We start from the raw sequence: 20,103 nt of genomic DNA, 5'->3' as shown, positions 1-20,103 counted from the left end.
ATCAGGCCACCCGTGAGAGAGGAGCGGCATCGCCCTGCAGGCGGTTCTGCATGAAATTGCAGTACCATTCGACGAACTGCATCACGCCGCCCTCGTGCTCGGTCGAATAGGGGCCCGGCTCATAGGCCGGCGAGCGGATGCCGAAGGCGTTTTCCTCTACGATCTGGCGATCCTGGTCATTGGTTTCTGTCCAGACATGAGTAAGGTCTTCGATGGTGTAATCGACACCTTCGACTGCATCCTTGCTGACCAGCCATTTGGTGGTGACCTGCGTCAGTTCCGGGCCAAGGGGCAGCACACGGAAGGTGATCGCGTGATCGCCGAGCACATGGTTCCAGGTGGTCGGGTAGTGGAAGAGCAAGAGCGTGCCGATCGCGCGCTGGTTGATGCCCGCCGAAAGCTGTTTGCGCACGGCCGCATGCCCGGACATCGTGTAGCTCTCGGCGCCGTTGATGAGCGGCATCCGCGTCATCCGGAACTGGCCGGTCGGCGCGATCCTGAACGTGCTCGGAAGGCCCGCCGCTTCGCACCTTTCCCAATGGGCGCCGATCTCCGGGTCGTCCATCGCGCCCTGGACACCCGTCACCGTTGGAGCCTCGGGGTAGGTGCGGCAAAGCTCCGGATGGTTGGCGGCGCAGTGGTAGCACTCGCGGTTGTTCTCCCAGACAAGCTTCCAATTGCCCTTCTCGACGATCGTGCTCTCATAGGCGACCTTGGTTTCGCCAAGGCGATGCGGCGCGAGATAACCAGCAACCGTCTCGCGGAACGCCTGGAAATCCATCGGCTCGTCGGCGAGGCTGATGAAGATATAGCCTCCAACCGTTTCGCAACGGACCGGCTTCAGGCTGTGCTGAGCCGGGTCGAAGCCTTCGGGCATCTGCCGCGCGAAAAGCAGTTTTCCGTCCAGTTCGTAGGTCCACTGGTGATAGGGACAGACGAGCTTGGCCGAGGAGCCCTTGTGCTGCGTGCAGACGCGCGAGCCGCGGTGGCGGCAGGAATTGTGGAGCGCCCGGATCGTTCCCTGCCGGTCGCGGACAACGACGATCGGATAGTCGCCGACCTGAACGGTAAAGTAGTTGCCGGCCCGCGGAATTTCGCAGTCGTGACCGATAAAGAGCCAGTCCTTGTACCAGATGTGCTCGAGGTCTTGCCGGTAATAATCCGGGTCGGTGTAGAAGGCCCGGTCGAGGCTATGGCCCTCACGGCGGGTTTCCAGCCGGCACAGCATATCGTTCTGAATGTCCATGTCCTGTCCTCTTTCATCAGTTCGGAGAGGCAGGACAGGAACCAACGCCGACGATAGTGCCGGCGCATCAAAGGCTCCGATCCGGCTGCCCGCCGCAACCAGTTACGGTCGATTTTTCGTCCCAAGGCTGGTTTCCGGGCTCTGGAGCGGCCCCAAGAGGGACCCGCCCGGCGCCTTCCCGGACACACCGTCCAGTGGCCTTTTGCCGTGGCTTTCGCTCCACCACCGTTGCGGGGGCAGCGCCGGGATCTGACCGGCTTCCCAATTCTCCGCCCTCCCTGGGAGCGGCACCTTGAGTGTCGATATCTAAGCGCGCGCAGCGCCTTTTCGTTTGCCGATTGACGACATCCTCTTCCAGAAAGACGACACGATATTCGCTCGTCATTCCGCTATACTATGATTGATATTTTTTATTATAAACAATGTGATAGCTGAAAACATAGGCAGCTGGCGATTTTTTCACCAGCGTCATCTCCGGCACGAAATGAGCTGGTCATTTTGCGACAATCCTCCGGAGTGCTTGCCGCCGACGAAAGGCAATAAAAAATCATCTGTTAACCCTGAAGGGCTAGCATTCCGGGACGGATCAACTCGTTTCGCGGACAAGGACGGCGCCGGCGCCAATGGCAAGACTCAGATATTATGACACCGGCACGCGAGCTCCGGTTGCCGCGTCAAAGGCCACGCCCCACGCGGAATTCCTCCGCACCGGCCGGATCGACCGCCGACGGCCCTGGATAGCCGGGCAGCGTCGCTACCTGACGCATGAGGAGGTCGCGGAGCAAACGGGGCGGAAGCTTTCGGCGGCGGGAGAGACGACCCACAAGCGCATCAACGCGTTCCATTCTTCGATCCAGTTTCCGAAGATGATCTTTCACCGCACCCTCCCGAACAGTCCGCATCTCGGCTACTGCCATGTGACGGCCGCGAAAACGCATCTCGAGCGCTCCCACGACATCACCTGGGCCTTTTATTTCGCGAACTTCTTCTCCGATCTCGGCGACGAGACGCATTTCTTCGATCGAATACACAGGGGTTATTCGCGGATGTACTTCGCCGTGGCCATCGAACCCGGCGGCGACGAAGGGCAGATGGTCATCAATCGCAATGTGCGCGGCAACGGCCTGATCTTCCGGACGCAGGATCCCAAGGTGGCACTGAAGAACGTCTTGATGCTGGGCGCGCGCGACGACGCACTGCGCAAGATCATTCGCAGCCTTTGACCCATGCTTGGTCGGGCATTGTTCTTATAAATGTCGTGCTCCAAAACCGCTGCGCACTTTTGGGCGACATGCGCTCCTTGTTTCGTGCATGTCGTTGTCCCAAAACCGCTCCGCACTTTTGGGCGACATGCATTGACGAAGAAAATCGTTCTGTTTTTCCGGCACGTCCGTTAAGGAAGCGACGGAAAGGCAAACGGAACCGCCATGGCCGAAATCATCGATACACGCACAGAGCCAGATCGGGCGATCGAGCAAGCCCGCGCCGTTCTTTCCGAGGGCGAGCCGGTCGCGATCCCGACGGAGACGGTCTATGGCCTTGCGGCGGACGCGACAAATCCCGATGCGATCAGCCGCATCTACGAGATGAAGGGTCGACCTCGTTTCAATCCGCTGATCTGCCATGTCTCGGATATGGCGATGGCCGAGGCGCATGTGACGTTTGACCCGATTTCGCGCCGGCTTGCGGAGGCCTTCTGGCCTGGTCCCCTGACCCTTATCTTGCCGCAGCGGCCGGAAAGCACCGTACATTCGCTCGCATCGGCCGGGCTCGATACGCTCGGCATCCGCATGCCCGACGGGTTCTCACGCCAGGTAATCGCCCGCTTCGGACACCCGCTTGCGGCGCCGAGCGCCAACACGTCCGGCAAAATCAGCCCGACCAGCGCCGCCCATGTGCAAGCTGACCTCGGATCCAAGCTGAAACTCATCCTCGATGCCGGCCCGGCCGAAATCGGCCTTGAGTCCACGATCATCAAGGTCGAGGACGGCACGCTGCGGCTTCTCAGACCCGGCGGCCTGGACGCCGGAGAGATCGAGAACCTGACGGGGTGCGTGGTGATGCGGCCCGAAAGCGCCGGCGCGACGATCGAGGCGCCCGGGATGCTTGCGTCGCATTACGCTCCGGGCGCAGCCGTAAGATTGAATGCGGAAGACGTGCAGGCGGGAGAAGCGTTGATCCGCTTCGGCGGCAGGCCGCTTCCCGGCGAGGGCGAAGCGACCATCGTGCTGGACTTGAGCCCCGGCGGCAACCTCCGCGAGGCGGCCGCCAACCTCTTCGACTATATGAAGCAAGCGGATGCGAGCGGCGCGCGGACGATCGCCTTCGGCCGCATTCCGGAAGAAGGCCTTGGGGAGGCGATCATCGACCGCCTGCAGCGGGCAGCAGCGCCCAGAGGCTGAACAATTCGTCGGAAAACGAGGGAACGATCATGACGACAATACTTTCTCCCGAACTGATCGCCTCTTTCATCGACATCGTCGGCAGCGGCAATGCGCTCAGCAGTCCGGCGGAGACCGCGCCTTATCTCGTCGAGTCACGCGGGCTCTATCACGGCACCACCCCGCTCGTTCTCAGACCGGGCTCCGTCGAGGACGTCTCGCGCATCATGCGCCTGGCAAGCCAGACCCACACCGCGATCGTCCCGCAGGGCGGCAATACCGGACATGTTGCCGGCCAGATTCCGCGCGAGGGAAGATCCGACATGGTTCTTTCGCTCGAGCGGCTGAACCGCATCCGTGACGTTGATCCCGTCGGCAACGTCATCGTGGCCGATGCCGGCTGCATCTTAGCGGATATCCACAAGGCCGCGGACGATAACGGACGCCTGTTCCCGCTATCCCTCGGCTCGGAAGGTTCTGCCCGAATCGGCGGCAATCTTTCGACCAATGCCGGCGGCACGGCGGTGCTCGCATACGGCAATATGCGCCAGCTCTGCCTGGGGCTGGAGGTGGTGCTGCCGACCGGCGAAATCTGGGACGGATTGCGCCGGCTGAAGAAGGACAACACCGGCTACGATCTCCGAGACCTTTTCATCGGTGCTGAAGGAACGCTCGGCGTCATCACCGGCGCCGTGTTGAAGCTGTTCCCGAAGCCGCTTGGCCATCAAGTCGCATTCGCGGGCCTTGAAAGCGTCGAGGATGCGCTTACCCTTTTCGATCGGGCTTCGAGCCTCTGTGGGCCGGCGCTGACCGGTTTCGAGCTGATGCCGAGGATCGGCATAGAGTTCACCTCCCGGCATATTCCGGGCGTTCGTGACCCGATGGCGACAGTCCATCCCTGGTACGCGCTGATCGATATTTCGACCTCGGATTCCGCGGAAAGCGCGGAGCGTATGATACAGGGCGTGCTCGAAGCGGGCGTCAGCGATGGCCTTGTCGAAAATGCGGTGATTGCGACGAACGAGATGCAGCGCAAGGCGCTGTGGCACATGCGCGAAAGCATGTCGCCGGCACAGAAACCGGAAGGCGGGTCGATCAAGCACGACGTGTCGGTGCCTGTGTCGAGCATCCCTGCCTTCATGGCTGAGGCCGATGCCGCCGTCATGAAAGCGATACCCGGGGCTCGCATATGCGCCTTCGGCCACATGGGCGACGGCAACATCCACTACAACATTTCCCAGCCGGTAGGCGCCGACAAACAGGCCTTCCTCGACCGTTGGCGCGAGATAAACGCCATCGTCCATGGCATCGTGCTCACGCATGGCGGATCCATCTCGGCCGAGCACGGCATCGGTCAGTTGAAGCGCGATGAGCTTGCGGAGATCCGCCCGGCGATCGAAATCGATCTGATGCAGCGGATCAAGCATGCTTTCGACCCGGCAGGCATCATGAACCCCGACAAGGTGCTGCGCGCAAGGTCTGTGTGATCGATTCCAGGGCATGGAGCCGATGCGGGCGAATGCGCCCGCCACGTTCTTCATCCACCCATCCTGAGCTGTGTCAGCTGCATCAACGTGTCGGCGCTGATGCCGAAACCACCGCTGCCGGACAGGATGGTGGCGGCCGGGGAGACATCGGTGTTGTTCTCGACGTCATAAAGCGCGGTGAAACGCTGCAGGAGTTTTTCGAGCTTCTGGGGATCCTGGAGATCCTCGATGTTCATCACACGCTTGATGTATTCGGCTTGAATATCGATGTCGCTGCTTGCCATCTCTTGCGGGATGCTGAAGGCGGTTCTGACGACCTGCATCAAGGCGCTGTCGGCAAGAAGGTCGTAAACCGTGTTGACGTCGGAAGCCATGCGCTTGAAATAGAGTGCCAGGCGGACACCGGCATTGTCCTCGCCAGCGTTCTCTTCCAGCGTCTGGTTGAGGTAAAGATCCATCGTGGCAATGATGCCGCGCCGGGTCTGGATCTGACCTGCTTCTCCGCGCGCAAGCTTTCCTTCGATGTCGAAATTGAAAGAAGCGACGATCTCGCGATAGCGGGTATCGCTCTGCGCGTTGATGAAGCTTTCCGGGTCATCGAGATCGGAGAGAAACATCTCCCTGAGGTAGCTGGTCTCGACGGTCTCCGGATCGATGCCCGCGGCGACAAGGACGAAATCAACCAGGCGCCGGTTACCGAGCAAGTCGTCGAGCGTTTCGATCTTCTGGATCTCGGCGCTATAATATTTCGCCTCTTCCTGCGCCTTGCTCTTGTCTTCGTCGGTGCCAAAGCGGCTCTTTTCGATGACATAGGCCTTGGACGTATTCAGGATTTCGGCCTCGGATTGCGCAAGCTTCGGCGCGCCAAGCGAGCCGTCGGGCTCGAAGTTGAACGCCTTGGCAAGCTTAACGTAACGCTCGTCCTTGAGCGAATTGGCATAGCTGTCGGGGTCGCTCAGATCGCTCGTCAGGACTTTCCTCAGCTTGCGGACGCTGTCCCCCTCCTCCTCAAGGCCGAAGGCGCGCAGCGTAAGCGTCATCATGCTGGGATCGTTGAGCAGATTGTCGACGCTCGTCAGCGCGTTTATCAGCATCTTGAAACGCGAAATCAGCGCCTCGTCCGCGGCATCGTCCTTGTCGTTGTAATGGATCATATAACCATCGGACGTTATGGCCACCTGCGCTGCCGTCTGCGCGCCGTCGCTGCTCGCGAGCGTCCCGTCGGTCTGGAAATTGAAGGCGGCTGCCATGGCCTTGTAGGCCTTGTTGTACTCGCCGCCCATCTTGTTGGCGTAGCTGTTGGGATCGTCGAGGTCACTGGTCAGGATGTTCTCGACGGTTGTCGTCAAAGTGCTCGGCGGCAGTCCGAAAGCGGTCACCACGTAGTTGAACAGGCGGGTATCGGCCTTCAATGCGGCGACCGTCGTGATGCTGCCAATCTTCGCCTCGTAGTAGCTCTTGTTGAGCAGGGCCTCCGCCGACGTCACGCGGTCGCTGGCGTTAAGGATGTAGCTCTCGTTGATGGCACTCTTTTGCGTCGCGCTCTGCGGCAGCGTGTTGGCGGGCAGGCTCCCGTCGGTCTGGAAATTGAACGCCTTCGCGAAATTCAGCGCAGAGCTGCTGCCGAGCTTGTTAACGTAGCTGTTCGGATCGTTGACGTCGCTGGTCAGAATCTGTCTCAAATGGGAATAGGACGTGTATTTCGGATCGAACCCGAAGGCCTTCATCGCATAGGTCCTGAGGCGTTCATTCCCAAGGAACTGATCGACATTCGTCACGGTATCGATCACCGCGTTGTAATAGCTCGTTTCGGCATTGAGCACGTTCGACTGGTTGGCGATCGCCTCGCTGTAGAGTCCTATGAGCGCATCGGTCTGGGCGTCGGTCTGCACAACCGCGGTCGACGAGCCAAAACTGAACGCTTCGGCGAAATTGCGGTACCGTTCGTCCGTCAGGCGATTGGCAAAGCTGTTGTCGTCCTTCAGGTCGCTCTCGAGCACCTTGCGCATGAAAGCGACTGCATAGGTCATGTCCTCGAGGCCGTGGGCCTTCATGGCGTAGGAATAGAGGCGGTAATCGTCGAGAAATTCGTCGACAGAAGTCACCTTGCCGATATTCGCTTTATAATATTCGGCCTCGCGCGCAACCAGCGGCTGGATCGACACCCGATTGAGACTGGCCCTCATGTCGCGGGTAATGAGATTGTAGTCGATGTAGGTCGAAACCATGCCGCCGCCTTGTCGATTGCTTCTTGTCGATTGCCGGCGGGCCGCGCCCGCCAAAACGGAATTCTGACGCCGCATCATGCCACCGGAGACTTGTGTGTGGCTTTTCCGGCCCTCGTTCGCGGTTCAAAAAAATCCGGGCAATTTCGTTGACGAAGAAGAAACCTTGACGGGTCGGCTTTTGCTAACCATCGGGCGACGCAAAGTTTTTTTAACCGCAATTTTTAAGCCGTCCGGAAGAGCGGCTGCCTATCCTCCTGCCCATAGAGGACGAAAAGTCCCGACGAGAAGACCGGGAACCGGCTCTCAAGGAAAAACAAGGGCGATTGAAATGCGCAACACACTTTCTCAACCGGCTTGGGTTGAAAACAAACTGAGGCTCGATCCGAAGCGTTTTCCGCAGCATGCAACCTACGCCTTGCGCGGCCATGCCGGCAATGTCACCATCAGCCTTGACGAACGTGGCGCTGTTTTGCGCAAGGTGCTACCATCGAGCGGCTTGCCGCTTTCGATCGCCCTGCCTGCGCGAGCGTTCAAGGGTGTGGCAGCGCGGGCCATCGACCATGGCGACGGGGAGGTTACAGTGACGCTCGAACTCCATCACGACGATCCGGATCTTTGCATCCCGCTGCTCGTCGCCCACGACCTTTCCGACATTGCAGCCGACTGGCGGGCCTGGGCGGAAGCCTACCGCATCCCGATGCTGATGGTCGAAGCCGACGGTGTCGCCCGCCCGCTGGAAGAGCACCTCGGCGATGTCCGCACCGCTCCGGCGAAACCGCGTCGCCGTCACTCCTTTTTCGCCGAGCGCCGCCCGCGCTTTCTCGTGCGCCGCTCGACCGGGACACTCGGCGTTCACATGAAAATCGACGGGCGCGAGATCATCGCCCGGACCTGATTTCCTCTCCCATCGACTCCAGTGCGACGACCGGCCGAGCCCCTGCGGCCGGTCGTCGTCTTTTGCGATGCCGCCTCCCGCGTACGCAGGTTAAATTTGCCGTGGAGGTTTTCCACATCTTGCGGGCAAATGTTACCGCAGAAACAGTGGGTTCGCCTTCTTCATGCCATATGCGCTCCATAGCCAAAGGCACGAATGAAGGAGATATCGCATGCGCAAGCATCTGCTCGCAGTCCTCATCGCCATTCGGGCTGCTTTCCGCGCGCGTGCTGCCGTCAAGCCGCGCAAGCCCGATAGCGGACCAAGCTGGGCATAAGGGGCCCCGCCAATGGATTGGCTTGACCGAAATGCCGGTCGAACGAAAGCCCACACGTCCTCCGGACCCAGCCGGAGGATTTTTCATATGAGGCGTATGAGAAGCGTCAGCACAAGGCCGGCAAAAACAATGAGGCCGACGACGCTGTTGAACTTGAACAATGCCAGGCATTGCAACGGGTCATGGATATTCAGCACCAGGATCTGATAGCCAAGCATCACCGCTGCGATCAGAAGAGCCGCATAAGCGAAGAAGCCTGCTCCCGCCGCGACAAAGGCCAGCAGCATCAGCACGACGGCTAATCCGTAGAGCCCGATCAGCCACGGCCGCGGATTGTCACCGAACCGGCGGGCGGTCGAACGGACGCCGATCAGTGCGTCATCCTCCCTGTCCTGATAGGCGTAGATGGTGTCGTAGCCAATGGTCCAGGCGATCGCGGCTGCATAAAGCAAAATGGAGGCAAGGGAGAGTTCGCCGAACTCCGCCGACCAACCCATCACGGCTCCCCAGGAAAACGCGAGGCCGAGGAAGAACTGCGGCCAGTCCGTGAAACGCTTGGCAAAGGGATAGATTGCCACCAGCGCCAGCGACAGAATGCCGAGGAACACGGTGAGGCCGTTGAACTGCAGCAGGACGAGAAGACCCACAAGAGCCTGCAGCACCATGAACGCCTTGGCCTGAAAACGCGTGACGCGCCCGGAAGGCAGGGGACGCGACCGCGTGCGCGCCACTTCCATATCAATATCGTGGTCGACGATGTCATTGTAGGTGCAGCCGGCGCCGCGCATCGCAATCGCGCCGACCGTGAAAAGAACAACGTGGAACAGGAAACGGCCTGCCGAGAAGCTGCCGAGGCTAGCCGCGGTCGCCGAAGCCAGCGCGGCAGACCACAGGCACGGCCACAACAAGAGCTGCCAGCCGATCGGCCTGTCCCAGCGGGCAAGCTGCGCATAGGGCCAGAATACGCGCGGCAGTACGCGATAAACCCAGTTGTTGGACGGTGCGTCGTGAACGCGGCCGGAATCTAAAGAGGAAGTGTTCATCGCTCCTGTTTGGCTCCCCGGGGCCGCGCGGTCAAGCGGCGGCACTCCGTTCCACAATCGGTGCGGCATGTTTCCTTAAATCGTAGCCGATTCAAGGTAGAACATGCAGTAATTCAAAGTGGTATAAGTGTCCTTTGCGCTTCTGACCACACGCGGGGGCCATCGGCCGTCAGGGAAGCGTAAAGTCGAAGCGGTAGGTCGCGGAAACCCCGACCAGAAGCTGATTGCGGCTGCCGCGTTCACGTACCAGGCTCGAATCGGCGGCGGGCCCCATCAATCGTCGGTATTCGGTGTAGGCGCTGGTCTCCAGCTTCTCGGTCGCCTGCCAGGTAATCGCAGCGCCGAGGCCGGCGGAGTGGATGCCGCCTCCCGGATCATAGGCGCTCAGGCCGGACGCAGCCGATTCCCTGTTGTTTACACCGTAGTATGTGTCGAAATAATCGCTCGTCGCGGCCGTCAGACGCGGACCGCCGGAAACCCGTACCGTGTCGCTGATGTCGACGAAGGCGTCCGCCGCAACGTCCGCGACGACGCCGTGATGGCTGCGGATACCCTGGCGGACCTCGGCGCGCAGACGCATCCAATCGGTCGGATAAACCTCGGCGAAGCCGCCGACTTCGCCGCCGAACTTGACCGGATCGAGGCCCTTCAGATCGCTCGACCTATCCTCGTCACGCTCGAAGATCAGCTTGCCCACGACGCCTGCCCGGAACCCGCCGTGATCGAGGAGCGCGTAGGACATATTGTCGTTGCGCGACGAGAAACGCACGCTGCTGCCGGCTTTGCCGAGCGAGACCAGCGGTGCTGCCTGGAACATCCGGTCCGAAGAGCCTTCATATTTCGGGCCGATGAAGCCGGTGGCACCGACTTTCAGATACCAATCGCCCGACCATATGAAGCGACCGTCTTCGGCCGACGCCGCGCTGGCCACCAGAAGAATTGTTCCAGAAAGAAAAGCAATACGGATACGCAATGAACAACTCCGGGTGAATCATTCGCGACCGCATGATTCCTTAAATCGGAATCGATTTAAGGACAAAATCATGCAGCAGTTCAAAGTGCTGCAGCGACCTTTGCGCGTCCGATTGGACGCGCGGCGCTGTAGGCGGGTGGATCGCGCCTGGGCACGAGCCAGGGAGAAAGCTCGGGTGTAGTACAACCGCCGCTTTATCTATGGTGTGTTCCTACGATTCCGTTAACCAGGTCAATTCAGCTTTCGTTTCCCATGGCACTTTATCGATCAGCCTGACTGGTCACGCAAATAGAGGCTTGGCGGCGCGCCAAGCATGCGCCGAAACATGGTCGTGAACGCCGCGACATTCTCGTAGCCCGCGTCGAGCGCCACGGTGGTGATCGACTCGCCATCAGCAAGGCGCGGCAGCGAGCCGAAGATGCAAGCCTGCTGCCGCCAGGTGACGAAACTGATGCCTGTTTCGCGCCGAAAAAGGCGCGTGAAGGAACGGCGGCTGATGCGCATGCGATCGGCCCATTGATCAATGGTTGCGGTCGCCGAAGGCGCCTTCAGGAACTGCCGGCACAGGGAGGCAAGCCTCTGGTTCTGCGGGAAAGGCAAGCCCAACGGCCGCTCCGAGAGCCGCGGAATCTCCGCGAGCAACAGATCCATGATCAATTGCTCCCGTTGCTCGGACGACGCTTCGTCCCGAGCACAGACCAAAGCATCGATAAGGCTGCCGACGAGCGCGGTGATCTCGACCACGAGCGGCCGAGCGGCGCGGCTGGCGGCCGCGGAAATGTAGATCGAATGCATCCGGACATCGCTCACCATTTCCGCCGAGTGGTCGGTGCCGGCGGGAATGAGCAAGGCGTGCCCAGGAGGGATCATCCAGCGTCCCCTTGGCGTATGTACAAGGACGACTCCGCAGCGCGCCCACCACAACTGCGTGCGGCTATGGCTGTGGGGAGGGATCCTCAAGCCCGCGGCGTAGTCCTTGCCAATCGCCAGGACGGAAGCGTTCGCGCTCTCGATCCACTCCAGGCTTCTGAAATGATCCGCATCCGGCAATTGCGCCAGGTAATTTCTTCTCGTTTTCGGCATTTGGCCCACTCGCGAAAGAATTGGACCAAATCACAAAAGCAGGCCAGCAACAAGCCGTCTAGAGATGACCGGCAGTTCAACAGATGGGCCGTTCGCAGGGAAACATCTCATGGCTTCAGTAACGTCGACGGGCAGCATCAGTCCCGAAAAGACCGCCTTCTCCGTCATTCTTGCGGTCAGCTTCTGCCACATGCTGAACGACATCATGCAGTCGCTGCTCACCGCTCTGTACCCGTTGCTGAAGGCGAATTACGCACTCGACTTCGTCCAGATCGGTCTCTTGACCTTCACGTTTCAATTGACCGCATCTATGCTGCAGCCGGCTGTGGGCATTGTTACTGATCGATGGGCACTGCCTTATTCCCTGCCGCTGGCCATGCTTTCAACCTGCTCGGGGCTCATTCTCCTCGCAAACGCCAGTCACTTCTGGGTTCTTCTTTTGGCGGCGAGCCTGATCGGCGTCGGTTCCGCGATCTTTCATCCCGAATCTTCGCGCGTGGCCCGGCTCGCGTCCGGTGGCCGCCACGGGCTGGCGCAATCGCTCTTCCAGGTCGGCGGGAATGCCGGCAGCGCGCTGGGACCGCTGCTTGCAGCCTTCATCGTCATTCCGTTCGGCCAGGGTAGTCTCGCCTGGTTCTCGATCGTGGCGATTACCGGCTTCTTCGTGCTTTCCTGGGTCAGCACGTGGTACGTGCGGCACCGCCGCCTGACCATGAACCGGCCCGCTCCGAACCGGACGCTTCCCTTGCCGAAAGGCCGGGTGCTCTGGGCAATCGCTATCCTCGTCCTGCTGACCGCGACGAAGAACGTCTATCTCGCCTCCATATCCAGCTACTTTACCTTCTTCGTGATCGAGAAGTTCGGCACGAGCGTGCAGCAAGCCCAACTGATGCTGTTTCTGTTCCTCGGCTCGGCGGCCGTCGGAACCTTCCTCGGCGGCCCGATCGGCGACCGATATGGCGCACGCTTCGTCATCTGGTTCTCGATCCTCGGCGTCATTCCGTTCGCGCTCATGCTGCCTTATGCAAATCTGTTTTGGACGTGCGTCCTCAGCGTTCTCATCGGCCTCATCTTCTCGTCCGCCTTCTCCGCCATCGTCGTCTTCGCGCAGGAGCTCGTTCCCGGCCGCGTGGGCCTGATTGCGGGTGTCTTTTTCGGCTTTGCCTTCGGCTTCGGCGGCATGGGCGCCGCGGTGCTCGGCATCTTCGCCGACCGGCAGGGCATCGCGTTCGTCTACGAGATCTGCTCCTACCTGCCGCTGCTCGGCATCCTGACGGTCCTGCTGCCCAGACTTCCGGCACGATAGACGCCTTCCATGCGGTCCGGTTACCCGTCGCGTCGAAATCGGTGTCCGCCGACGCGACCCTCTGTAATCATTCATAAATTATTGCGCGGTAGCGTTATCGGATGGGGGCTTGGGTAGAGGCATGAAATGAGAGGGCGCGCGGTCTTTTCCGTCTTCCTGGCGACGCTGGCATACGCATCCATTGCTCGCGCCGAAACCCTCAACCTACTCATCTGGGAATCCTACATCGACCAGGAAATCATCGACCGCTGGACGGCAAAGACCGGCGTCGCGATCCATCAGGTCAACTATGACAGCGGGGACGCCCGCGACGAGATCCTGGCGGATCCGGGCAGCAACATAGATATCGTCGTCGTCGGAGAAAACGGTGCGGCGCTTTTCGGCAGGAAGGGTGTTCTCGAACCGCTCACCGAGGCGAATGTCCCCTCCCTCAAGGACTATGCGCCCGAATGGCGCAAGCGCTGTGCCGGACACGGCCTGCCCTATTTTTGGGGCACGATGGGCATTCTCTACCGCTCCGATGTCGTGAAGGAGCGCCCGACCTCCTGGCAGGACCTGATGCGCCCTAAACCGGCGTTGAAGAAGCACATCGCCATGTTCGACGACCACAACGAGACCTTCGTGGCCCCTTTGATGCTGCTCGGCGCGTCCATCAATGCCAACGACAACGAGACGCTGAAGGCCGCCTTCGATCTCATGAAGGAACAGGCATCGTCCGTGTTGACCTACGATTATGTGATCACCTCAATCCAGAACCCGGCGATCGGCAGAAACATTCACATGGCGCTTGGCTACAGCGGTGATCAGCTTGTGCTCAACGACAAGGTTGGCGCTCCCGATCTCTGGCACTACTCGGTCCCGAAGGAAGGCACGCTTTCCTGGCTTGATTGCATGGCCGCGACGGCAGGGTCGCCGAACAAGCGACGGGCGCTGGAATTTCTCCACTTCATCGGTTCCGCGGACAGCGCTGCCGCAAACGCGGTGGCACTGAACATGCCTACAGCAAGCAGCGCAGCGCTCAAACTTCTGCCCGAAGCGATGCGCTCCGACCCTGCGGTCTATCCGCCTGCGGAAATACTGGCGAAAAGCCAATATCAGCAAGAACTCTCTGTCCAGTCGGTCCAAGCACGCCGACGCATCATCAGTACGTTGGCGAATTTCCAGTGACACTCGGCAAGCGCGCGCTCATCCTCATCTTCCCTGTGGTGCTTGCTGGCTACCTCCTCGCTGCCTTTTCGGTTCACGTCGCCCAAAGCCGATCGATCCGGGCGCTGGAACACGCCAAGCTGTCGCAAAGGCTCGAGCATGCGGCCGCGGTCTTTCAGAACGAAGTCCGACGGAGCAAAAGCTTCCTCAACGCTCTGCTGAACAGCAATGCGCTGCGCCAGTTCGTATCCGAAACGGACAAAACTTATCGCGCCAACGCGGTCGGCGTGCGTCTGCAGGAAAGCGTAAAGTCGCTCTCGGACGACCCAATGGGCTTCGTCTCGCTGGTCATCCTGACCTCCAAGCTGGAAACGGAATATTACTTTGAAAACAGCTGGGATCCGTTCGCGGAAGTCGACCAGGCACAGGTCGAACTCGCCAGGCAACTCGTCAAGGGCAGCAAGCTTACGGATTGGGCCTACCTTCACGACGTCGGCCGACGGCCCAGAATCGTCTACTCCCAGTTCATCGATCCAATCACCTTGGGCCGCCCCCTGCCCAGCAACAAGGCGAACGCGCTTCTGATGCAGGTGGCCGTGCAGCCCGATCGGTTCCTTCAGATGCAGACTGCGCTGAAGAAGGAATATGAGTCCGACATCGTTCTCCAGCCCTGGCCTCTCGCCGTTACCGATGACCTTTCGGCAAGTGCACCTCTCGGGCCAGCGCTCTATGCGACGCTGACCATTTCGGACGCACATTTCGACAGCCAGATGCTGCGCCAGAAGACGTTGCTTGCGCTTGGTGCGGTGGCCATGGGCCTTTTCTCCATTTGGCTGATCGTTGTCCTGATCCGCCGCTTCATTACCGAGCCGATCGCCACGCTCGACGCCAATGTCATGGCGGTCATGGTCGGAGCACGCGACGAAATCGTCGATCACGACGAAGCGGGCGAAATCGGCCGTCTGACCCAGAACATCCGTGAATTGCATCGCCAGTCGGTCCATTCGCTGGAGCTCGTGCAAAAAAGCTCCTGGACGGACACGCTTACCGGCATCAGCAATCGCGCACACTTCAACACGCTTGCTACCGGTGTCGTTCAGGACGCCATGTCGTCCGGCGAAAAATGCAGCTTGCTGTTCATCGACATCGACAACTTCAAATTTGTCAACGACAAGCATGGCCACGAAGTCGGCGACGAGCTCCTGAAGACGCTTGCCGCCCGGCTTGCAGACCATGTCGACGCCATCACCCGGAGGCGAGGACAGAAACCGGCGATCTTCGCCCGCCTGTCCGGCGACGAATTCGCCGTGCTGGTGCGATCGAGACCGGGTGACGGCACCGTCAGGGAAATCGCCGCAGCAATTCTCGCTCTGTTCGATGACGGCTTCGAGGTGTCCGGCAAGCGCTATCCGGTGACGGCGAGCATCGGGGCGGCGATCTGTCCGGACGACGCGAGCAATGTCGCCGAACTGATCTCCAATGCCGACGCCGCCATGTATCAGGCCAAGAGCGCCGGCAAGAACCGCTCCAGCCGCTTCTCGCGCGCCCTCCATGACAGACGCACGCGGTTGCGCCAAATTCAGGAGGAACTGCGCTCTCTCGACCCGGATGAGCAGTTTCACCTGGTGTACATGCCGATCGTCGACACGAAAGGCCGCGTCACCGGCTGCGAGGCCCTGCTGCGCTGGCACTCCCCCATCCTCGGCAACGTCACTCCGGACGAATTCGTGCCGATTGCGGAAAGCTCCGGCCTGTTTTCCAAGATCGACTGGTGGGTCATCAACAAGGCGATGTCCGATTGCTGTCAGTTGAAAGCCCTTTTCGGCCCCGACACCGTGCTGGCAGTCAACATTTCCTCCGCCGAACTGCACTCGCGCTCGATCAGTGACTATTTTTCCGATTGTGTCGAACGCCATGGACTTCAGCCGCAGTCGATCGATATCGAACTGACGGAGACCTTCGCGGTCAAAGTGAGCGATCAGCTGCGGCGGAACATCGAGGAACTGCGCCAAAAGGGCTTCCGCCTCTCCATCGACGACTTTGGCGCAGGCTACACTTCGGTTCAGCAAATCATCGACTATGCCGCGGACACGATCAAACTCGACAGAGCGCTCGTCTCCAACCTGACCGCGTCACAGTCCCTGCCGGTCCTCAAGGCCGTCGTCGCGCTCTGCCACGCGAAGGATATGGCCGTGGTTGGCGAAGGCGTGGATAGGCCGGAAAAGCTTGCGATGCTGACCGCAGCCGGTTGCGACCGTTTTCAAGGCTATCTGATCAGCAAGCCGCTTTCGCTCGACGATCTCGCGATCTGGGCACTGACGCGAACGGCACGACCCGCGGCCGAAACGGTTGAAGGCAATGCCGAGGAGTGGCGCTCGGCCGCCCGCTGACCCGGTGTCCATTTGAATCCGCCGCGGACGCCGCTTTTTCCTTGACCTTACCCCGCCTGCCGTCCTAACCGCAGCGCAGCAATTACCTGATGGCGAGGGTGGCAATGAAGGTTCTTCTGATCGGATCGGGCGGACGCGAACATGCGCTTGCGTGGAAAATCGCACAATCTCCGAAACTGACCGCGCTTTATGCCGCGCCGGGAAATCCGGGTATCGCCGAAGAAGCGACAATTGTCGCCCTTGATGTCGACAACCAAAAGGCTGTGGTCGATTTCTGCCAGCGGACGGCGATCGATTTCGTCGTCGTCGGCCCGGAGGCACCGCTTGTCGCGGGGCTTGCGGACACGCTCCGCGCCGCAGGCATTGCGGTCTTCGGTCCGTCCGCAGCCGCTGCCCAGCTCGAAGGCTCCAAGGGCTTCACCAAGGATCTCTGCGCGAAATACGGCATTCCGACCGGCGCCTACAAACGGTTCACCGAAGCGGAAGCGGCCAAGACCTATGTGCGCGAACAGGGTGCGCCGATCGTGATCAAGGCAGACGGGCTCGCCGCCGGCAAGGGCGTGACCGTTGCGATGACGCTTGACGAGGCGCTGGCCGCCGTCGACGAGTGCTTTGCAGGCGCGTTCGGGTCCGCCGGCGCCGAAGTTGTCGTCGAGGCCTATCTCGACGGCGAGGAGGCGAGCTTCTTCTGTCTCTGCGACGGCAAGAACGCCCTGCCGCTCGCTTCGGCACAGGATCACAAGCGTGTCGGTGACGGCGACACGGGCCCGAATACCGGAGGCATGGGCGCCTATTCGCCCGCGCCGGTGATGACGGCCGAAATGGTCGAGCGCACGATGAAGGAGATTATCGAGCCGACGATGCGCGGCATGGCCGAAAGCGGTTATCCGTTCAGCGGCGTCTTTTTCGCCGGGCTGATGATCACCGGGAAGGGCCCGGAACTCATCGAGTATAATGTCCGCTTCGGCGACCCGGAGTGCCAGGTGCTGATGATGCGTATGAAGAGCGATCTGTTGCCGCTGCTCTACGGGGCAGCGACCGGAACGCTTGGCGAGATGAGCATTGAATGGCGGGACGAGGCGGCGCTGACGGTCGTCATGGCCTCGCGGGGCTACCCAGGGGCTTACGCGAAGAACACGCCGATCACAGCCCTTCCCGGCGAGTCCGCGACGACCAAGGTGTTTCATGCCGGCACGGCGGTGAAGGACGATCAACTGGTAGCGACGGGCGGCCGCGTATTAAACGTCACGGCCATGGGCGAAAGCGTCAGCAAGGCCAAGGACGCCGCCTATGAAGCCCTGCGCGGCGTCTCATGGGAAAACGGATTCTATCGTCGCGACATCGGCTGGCGCGCCGTCGCGCGGGAAACCGCCTAAAGTGGGCGCCGTTCAATCGGACTCCTGCGACGCGCGTTAGGTCATTGCTTTTATGCATGTCGTTGTCCCAAAACCGCCGCACACCTTGGGCGACATTAGAGCAATTCCAGGAAAAGTGTGTAACGGTTTTCCGTCCGGAATTGCGTGGTTTCAACGAGTTAGATCATTTCAGTGTTTCAATGAAACAATGAAATGATCTCGGCGAAAAACGCCGCATCAATCAATTTTTACCAATCCGCCTGACGGGAAGGTAACGGAAGACGCATACTGTCGCTCTCGATAGTTTCGAGGAGAATCCCATGCGCTCCCTGCTTATCTCCGCCGCTTTCGCGCTTCTCGCCGGTACGGCCGCTGCGTCCTCGATCGAGGACGTCGTCTCCGGCAAGGCGGTCAATTCCAGTGTCGCTGCGGTTTCCTGCGCGGACTGCCCGCCGCTGCAGCCGAAGAAGAAGTCCTCCTATGTCGTCCCCGAGATCGCGCCCGGCACCGACAAGGTCGAACTGAAGCAAATCGACGGCGAGGTGAAGCTGGTGCGCACGGAAGCCTGGCTCGGCGGATCGCCGGTCGTCTTCGTCAGCAAGGCACCCGAGGAAGTCGTGAGAGCGGCGGCGATGAAAGTCGAGCCGGCAACGGCGAATGCCTCCGCAAGCGTCGATCTAAGCCAACCCGCCACGCATGAAGTCGTTTCCTCGGAGATCGATGAGACGGCCAAAACCGCCGCCGTTCATGCGGTCCCGCGCGCGCAACCGGTTGCCGCCTCTATGGCGGGCAACTCACAGGAATTTGATCCGGCTGGATTCGAACTTCGGCTAGACTAAAACCATATAAATACAGTTCCCTGCCCCGTCCAGCTGACCCCTGATTCACGGCTGGCGGGCCTTCGCTGCAATGGCGAGAGATTGCGCCCCTGAGAGAAGCAGGGGCGTAATCTTTTGCGGGGTACTCGGCAGGCCGCATTCTTCGCCCCTGCCTGACTACAGCGCGGTGCGTCCTTCAGGACACACAAAGGACGCTGTAAGTCTTTGAATCTACGCATCGTGCTTTCCGAAAATTGATTCCGATCTTCGGCCCGATGCGCTAGACGCGCGGTGCTGTAGTCTTCATCCTGCTTTGTCTACCAGACGGTCTATTTCGCTGTCGGAATAAACCTCGATGCCGTTCTGACGCAGCAATGCGGCGGTCACGCCCATGCCCGAATGCCGCGCGCCGCTGAAACTGCCATCATAGATGAAGCCTGAACCGCAGGATGGACTGCCGTCGATCAGCAGCGCGAAGCGACAGCCAGTTTCGAGCGCAAGCGCCAGGGCATTTTCGGCGGCTTGAACAAACTCGTCCGTCACGTCGCGGCCAGTCTTTTCAACCACACGGGCCCTTCCTGAGAGCACGTCGGATCCCGCCTGCCCGCCCGCGATCTCCGCCGGCGGGCGTGGCACCGGCATGCCGGCTGACATCTCCGGGCAGATCGTCACAAGCCGGCCCTCGTTGCGCCAGCGATCGATCGCCGGGTGAAAAAGCGGCTTCGACGCGCCGTCATAGCGCACCGCATGGCCCATGAGACAGGCACTGACGAGGATTTTGGCGGTCATGCCGCTTCATAAACGGTCGCCATAGATCCTTTCAAGGGCGAATCTACCGAAGCAACGGCAAGGCGATGGAGGCCAGCAAAAGAAAAGCGAAGATCAAGTTGGCGACGCGCGCCTTTTGCGGATCATAGAGGATCGCCGCGATAGCGGCGCCGAACCAGAGCCAGGTCGTATTGACGGCGATTGCGAGGATGCTGAGGGCGATAATCTTCGCAATGCCGCCTTCGTCCGCGTCGGTAGCGCTACCCGCATAAACGGCGCCGATCGCGGCATAGGCCTTGGGATTGGCGATCGCGAGCATCAGGCCGCTCAGGAAGGAGGGAGCGCCTGAGCCCTGTTCCTGAGCGGCAACGGGCGGCGCGGTGGCGATATGCCATGCGAGATAGATCATATACACGCCGGCGAGGATCATGAGCGCCGGCTTCATACCCGGCAGTTCGAGAACGATAGCGGTTACGCCCGCGGCGATCGCCAGCACGACGGCAATGGTACCAATATTGACGCCCGCGGCGTAGTGCACACTCAGGCGCATGCCGTGCGCCGCGCCCATTCCGGCGAGGCTGAGCGTCGCCGGGCCCGGGCTGCCCATCAGCGGCAGCGCCGCAAGAACGAGGAGAGCGAGATCTCCGGCCATGGCCGCATCTCCGATG

General features: G+C 60.6%; 16 protein-coding genes and 1 riboswitch. Of the genes, 9 read left to right on the top strand and 7 right to left on the bottom strand.

The features are described 5' to 3' along the window. Nucleotide 1 precedes the first annotated feature (1 nt). Nucleotides 2–1,246 (bottom strand): aromatic ring-hydroxylating oxygenase subunit alpha, encoded by a 1,245-nt coding sequence (locus tag FKV68_RS04675; RefSeq protein WP_180940368.1) that lies wholly within the window; start codon nucleotides 1,244–1,246, stop codon nucleotides 2–4. Nucleotides 1,247–1,354: 108 nt separating this feature from the next. After that, a riboswitch (cobalamin riboswitch) is annotated at nucleotides 1,355–1,556 on the bottom strand. A gap of 313 nt (nucleotides 1,557–1,869) precedes the next feature. Here FKV68_RS04675 and FKV68_RS04670 point away from each other — a divergent pair. From FKV68_RS04670 to FKV68_RS04660, 3 genes are all read left to right on the top strand, one after another. Then, on the top strand, nucleotides 1,870–2,469 hold the full coding sequence (locus FKV68_RS04670; protein ID WP_180940367.1) for a DUF6656 family protein: 600 nt from the start codon (nucleotides 1,870–1,872) through the stop codon (nucleotides 2,467–2,469). 204 nt (nucleotides 2,470–2,673) lie between these two features. Continuing rightward, nucleotides 2,674–3,648 (top strand): L-threonylcarbamoyladenylate synthase, encoded by a 975-nt coding sequence (locus tag FKV68_RS04665; RefSeq protein ID WP_180940366.1) that lies wholly within the window; start codon nucleotides 2,674–2,676, stop codon nucleotides 3,646–3,648. A 29-nt stretch (nucleotides 3,649–3,677) separates the two neighbouring features. After that, the gene (locus FKV68_RS04660; RefSeq protein WP_180940365.1) at nucleotides 3,678–5,114 is read left to right on the top strand and encodes an FAD-binding oxidoreductase; all 1,437 of its coding nucleotides are present in this window, start codon (nucleotides 3,678–3,680) and stop codon (nucleotides 5,112–5,114) included. Nucleotides 5,115–5,164: 50 nt separating this feature from the next. On the opposite strand, the gene FKV68_RS04655 is transcribed toward FKV68_RS04660, so the two are convergent. Beyond that, complete coding sequence (locus FKV68_RS04655; RefSeq protein WP_180940364.1) at nucleotides 5,165–7,342, bottom strand: DUF1217 domain-containing protein; 2,178 nt, start codon at nucleotides 7,340–7,342, stop codon at nucleotides 5,165–5,167. A 328-nt stretch (nucleotides 7,343–7,670) separates the two neighbouring features. Between FKV68_RS04655 and FKV68_RS04650 the strand changes: the two genes are divergently transcribed. Continuing rightward, complete coding sequence (locus FKV68_RS04650; protein ID WP_180940363.1) at nucleotides 7,671–8,237, top strand: DUF6101 family protein; 567 nt, start codon at nucleotides 7,671–7,673, stop codon at nucleotides 8,235–8,237. Between the two features lie 399 nt (nucleotides 8,238–8,636). Here FKV68_RS04650 and ubiA read toward each other — a convergent pair whose 3' ends face one another. The 3 genes from ubiA to FKV68_RS04635 form a co-directional block, all read right to left on the bottom strand. Further along, nucleotides 8,637–9,596: a 4-hydroxybenzoate octaprenyltransferase gene (gene ubiA / locus FKV68_RS04645; protein WP_180940362.1), complete on the bottom strand. Its 960-nt coding sequence runs from the start codon at nucleotides 9,594–9,596 to the stop codon at nucleotides 8,637–8,639. Nucleotides 9,597–9,765: 169 nt separating this feature from the next. After that, a complete protein-coding gene (locus FKV68_RS04640; protein ID WP_180940361.1) occupies nucleotides 9,766–10,569 on the bottom strand; it encodes a MipA/OmpV family protein in 804 nt (267 codons plus the stop codon). Nucleotides 10,570–10,836: 267 nt separating this feature from the next. Then, nucleotides 10,837–11,652 carry an AraC family transcriptional regulator gene (locus FKV68_RS04635; protein WP_180940360.1) on the bottom strand — a complete coding sequence of 272 codons (816 nt, stop codon included), beginning with the start codon at nucleotides 11,650–11,652 and terminating at the stop codon, nucleotides 10,837–10,839. A gap of 109 nt (nucleotides 11,653–11,761) precedes the next feature. Between FKV68_RS04635 and FKV68_RS04630 the strand changes: the two genes are divergently transcribed. From FKV68_RS04630 to FKV68_RS04610, 5 genes are all read left to right on the top strand, one after another. Beyond that, nucleotides 11,762–12,958 (top strand): MFS transporter, encoded by a 1,197-nt coding sequence (locus FKV68_RS04630; protein ID WP_180940359.1) that lies wholly within the window; start codon nucleotides 11,762–11,764, stop codon nucleotides 12,956–12,958. A 126-nt stretch (nucleotides 12,959–13,084) separates the two neighbouring features. After that, nucleotides 13,085–14,125, top strand: coding sequence for a polyamine ABC transporter substrate-binding protein (locus FKV68_RS04625; RefSeq protein WP_180940358.1), 1,041 nt, complete (start codon nucleotides 13,085–13,087; stop codon nucleotides 14,123–14,125). After that, on the top strand, nucleotides 14,122–16,494 hold the full coding sequence (locus tag FKV68_RS04620) for a putative bifunctional diguanylate cyclase/phosphodiesterase (protein WP_180940357.1): 2,373 nt from the start codon (nucleotides 14,122–14,124) through the stop codon (nucleotides 16,492–16,494). Before FKV68_RS04625 ends, FKV68_RS04620 begins: the two co-directional genes overlap by 4 nt. A gap of 104 nt (nucleotides 16,495–16,598) precedes the next feature. Next, nucleotides 16,599–17,870 carry a phosphoribosylamine--glycine ligase gene (gene purD, locus FKV68_RS04615; protein ID WP_180940356.1) on the top strand — a complete coding sequence of 424 codons (1,272 nt, stop codon included), beginning with the start codon at nucleotides 16,599–16,601 and terminating at the stop codon, nucleotides 17,868–17,870. Between the two features lie 299 nt (nucleotides 17,871–18,169). Next, nucleotides 18,170–18,688, top strand: coding sequence for a plant virulence effector HPE1-like domain-containing protein (locus FKV68_RS04610; protein ID WP_180940355.1), 519 nt, complete (start codon nucleotides 18,170–18,172; stop codon nucleotides 18,686–18,688). A gap of 282 nt (nucleotides 18,689–18,970) precedes the next feature. On the opposite strand, the gene FKV68_RS04605 is transcribed toward FKV68_RS04610, so the two are convergent. Together FKV68_RS04605 and FKV68_RS04600 are read right to left on the bottom strand one after the other, a co-directional pair. Continuing rightward, complete coding sequence (locus tag FKV68_RS04605) at nucleotides 18,971–19,456, bottom strand: 2-thiouracil desulfurase family protein (RefSeq protein ID WP_180940354.1); 486 nt, start codon at nucleotides 19,454–19,456, stop codon at nucleotides 18,971–18,973. A gap of 43 nt (nucleotides 19,457–19,499) precedes the next feature. Beyond that, nucleotides 19,500–20,087 carry a LysE family translocator gene (locus FKV68_RS04600; RefSeq protein ID WP_180940353.1) on the bottom strand — a complete coding sequence of 196 codons (588 nt, stop codon included), beginning with the start codon at nucleotides 20,085–20,087 and terminating at the stop codon, nucleotides 19,500–19,502. Nucleotides 20,088–20,103 lie beyond the last annotated feature (16 nt).

This window comes from Sinorhizobium mexicanum (assembly GCF_013488225.1).
Classification (GTDB): Bacteria; Pseudomonadota; Alphaproteobacteria; order Rhizobiales; family Rhizobiaceae; genus Sinorhizobium; species Sinorhizobium mexicanum.
The sequence above is the reverse complement of the archived record's forward strand: the minus strand, read 5'-3'. Positions and strand labels throughout refer to the sequence as shown.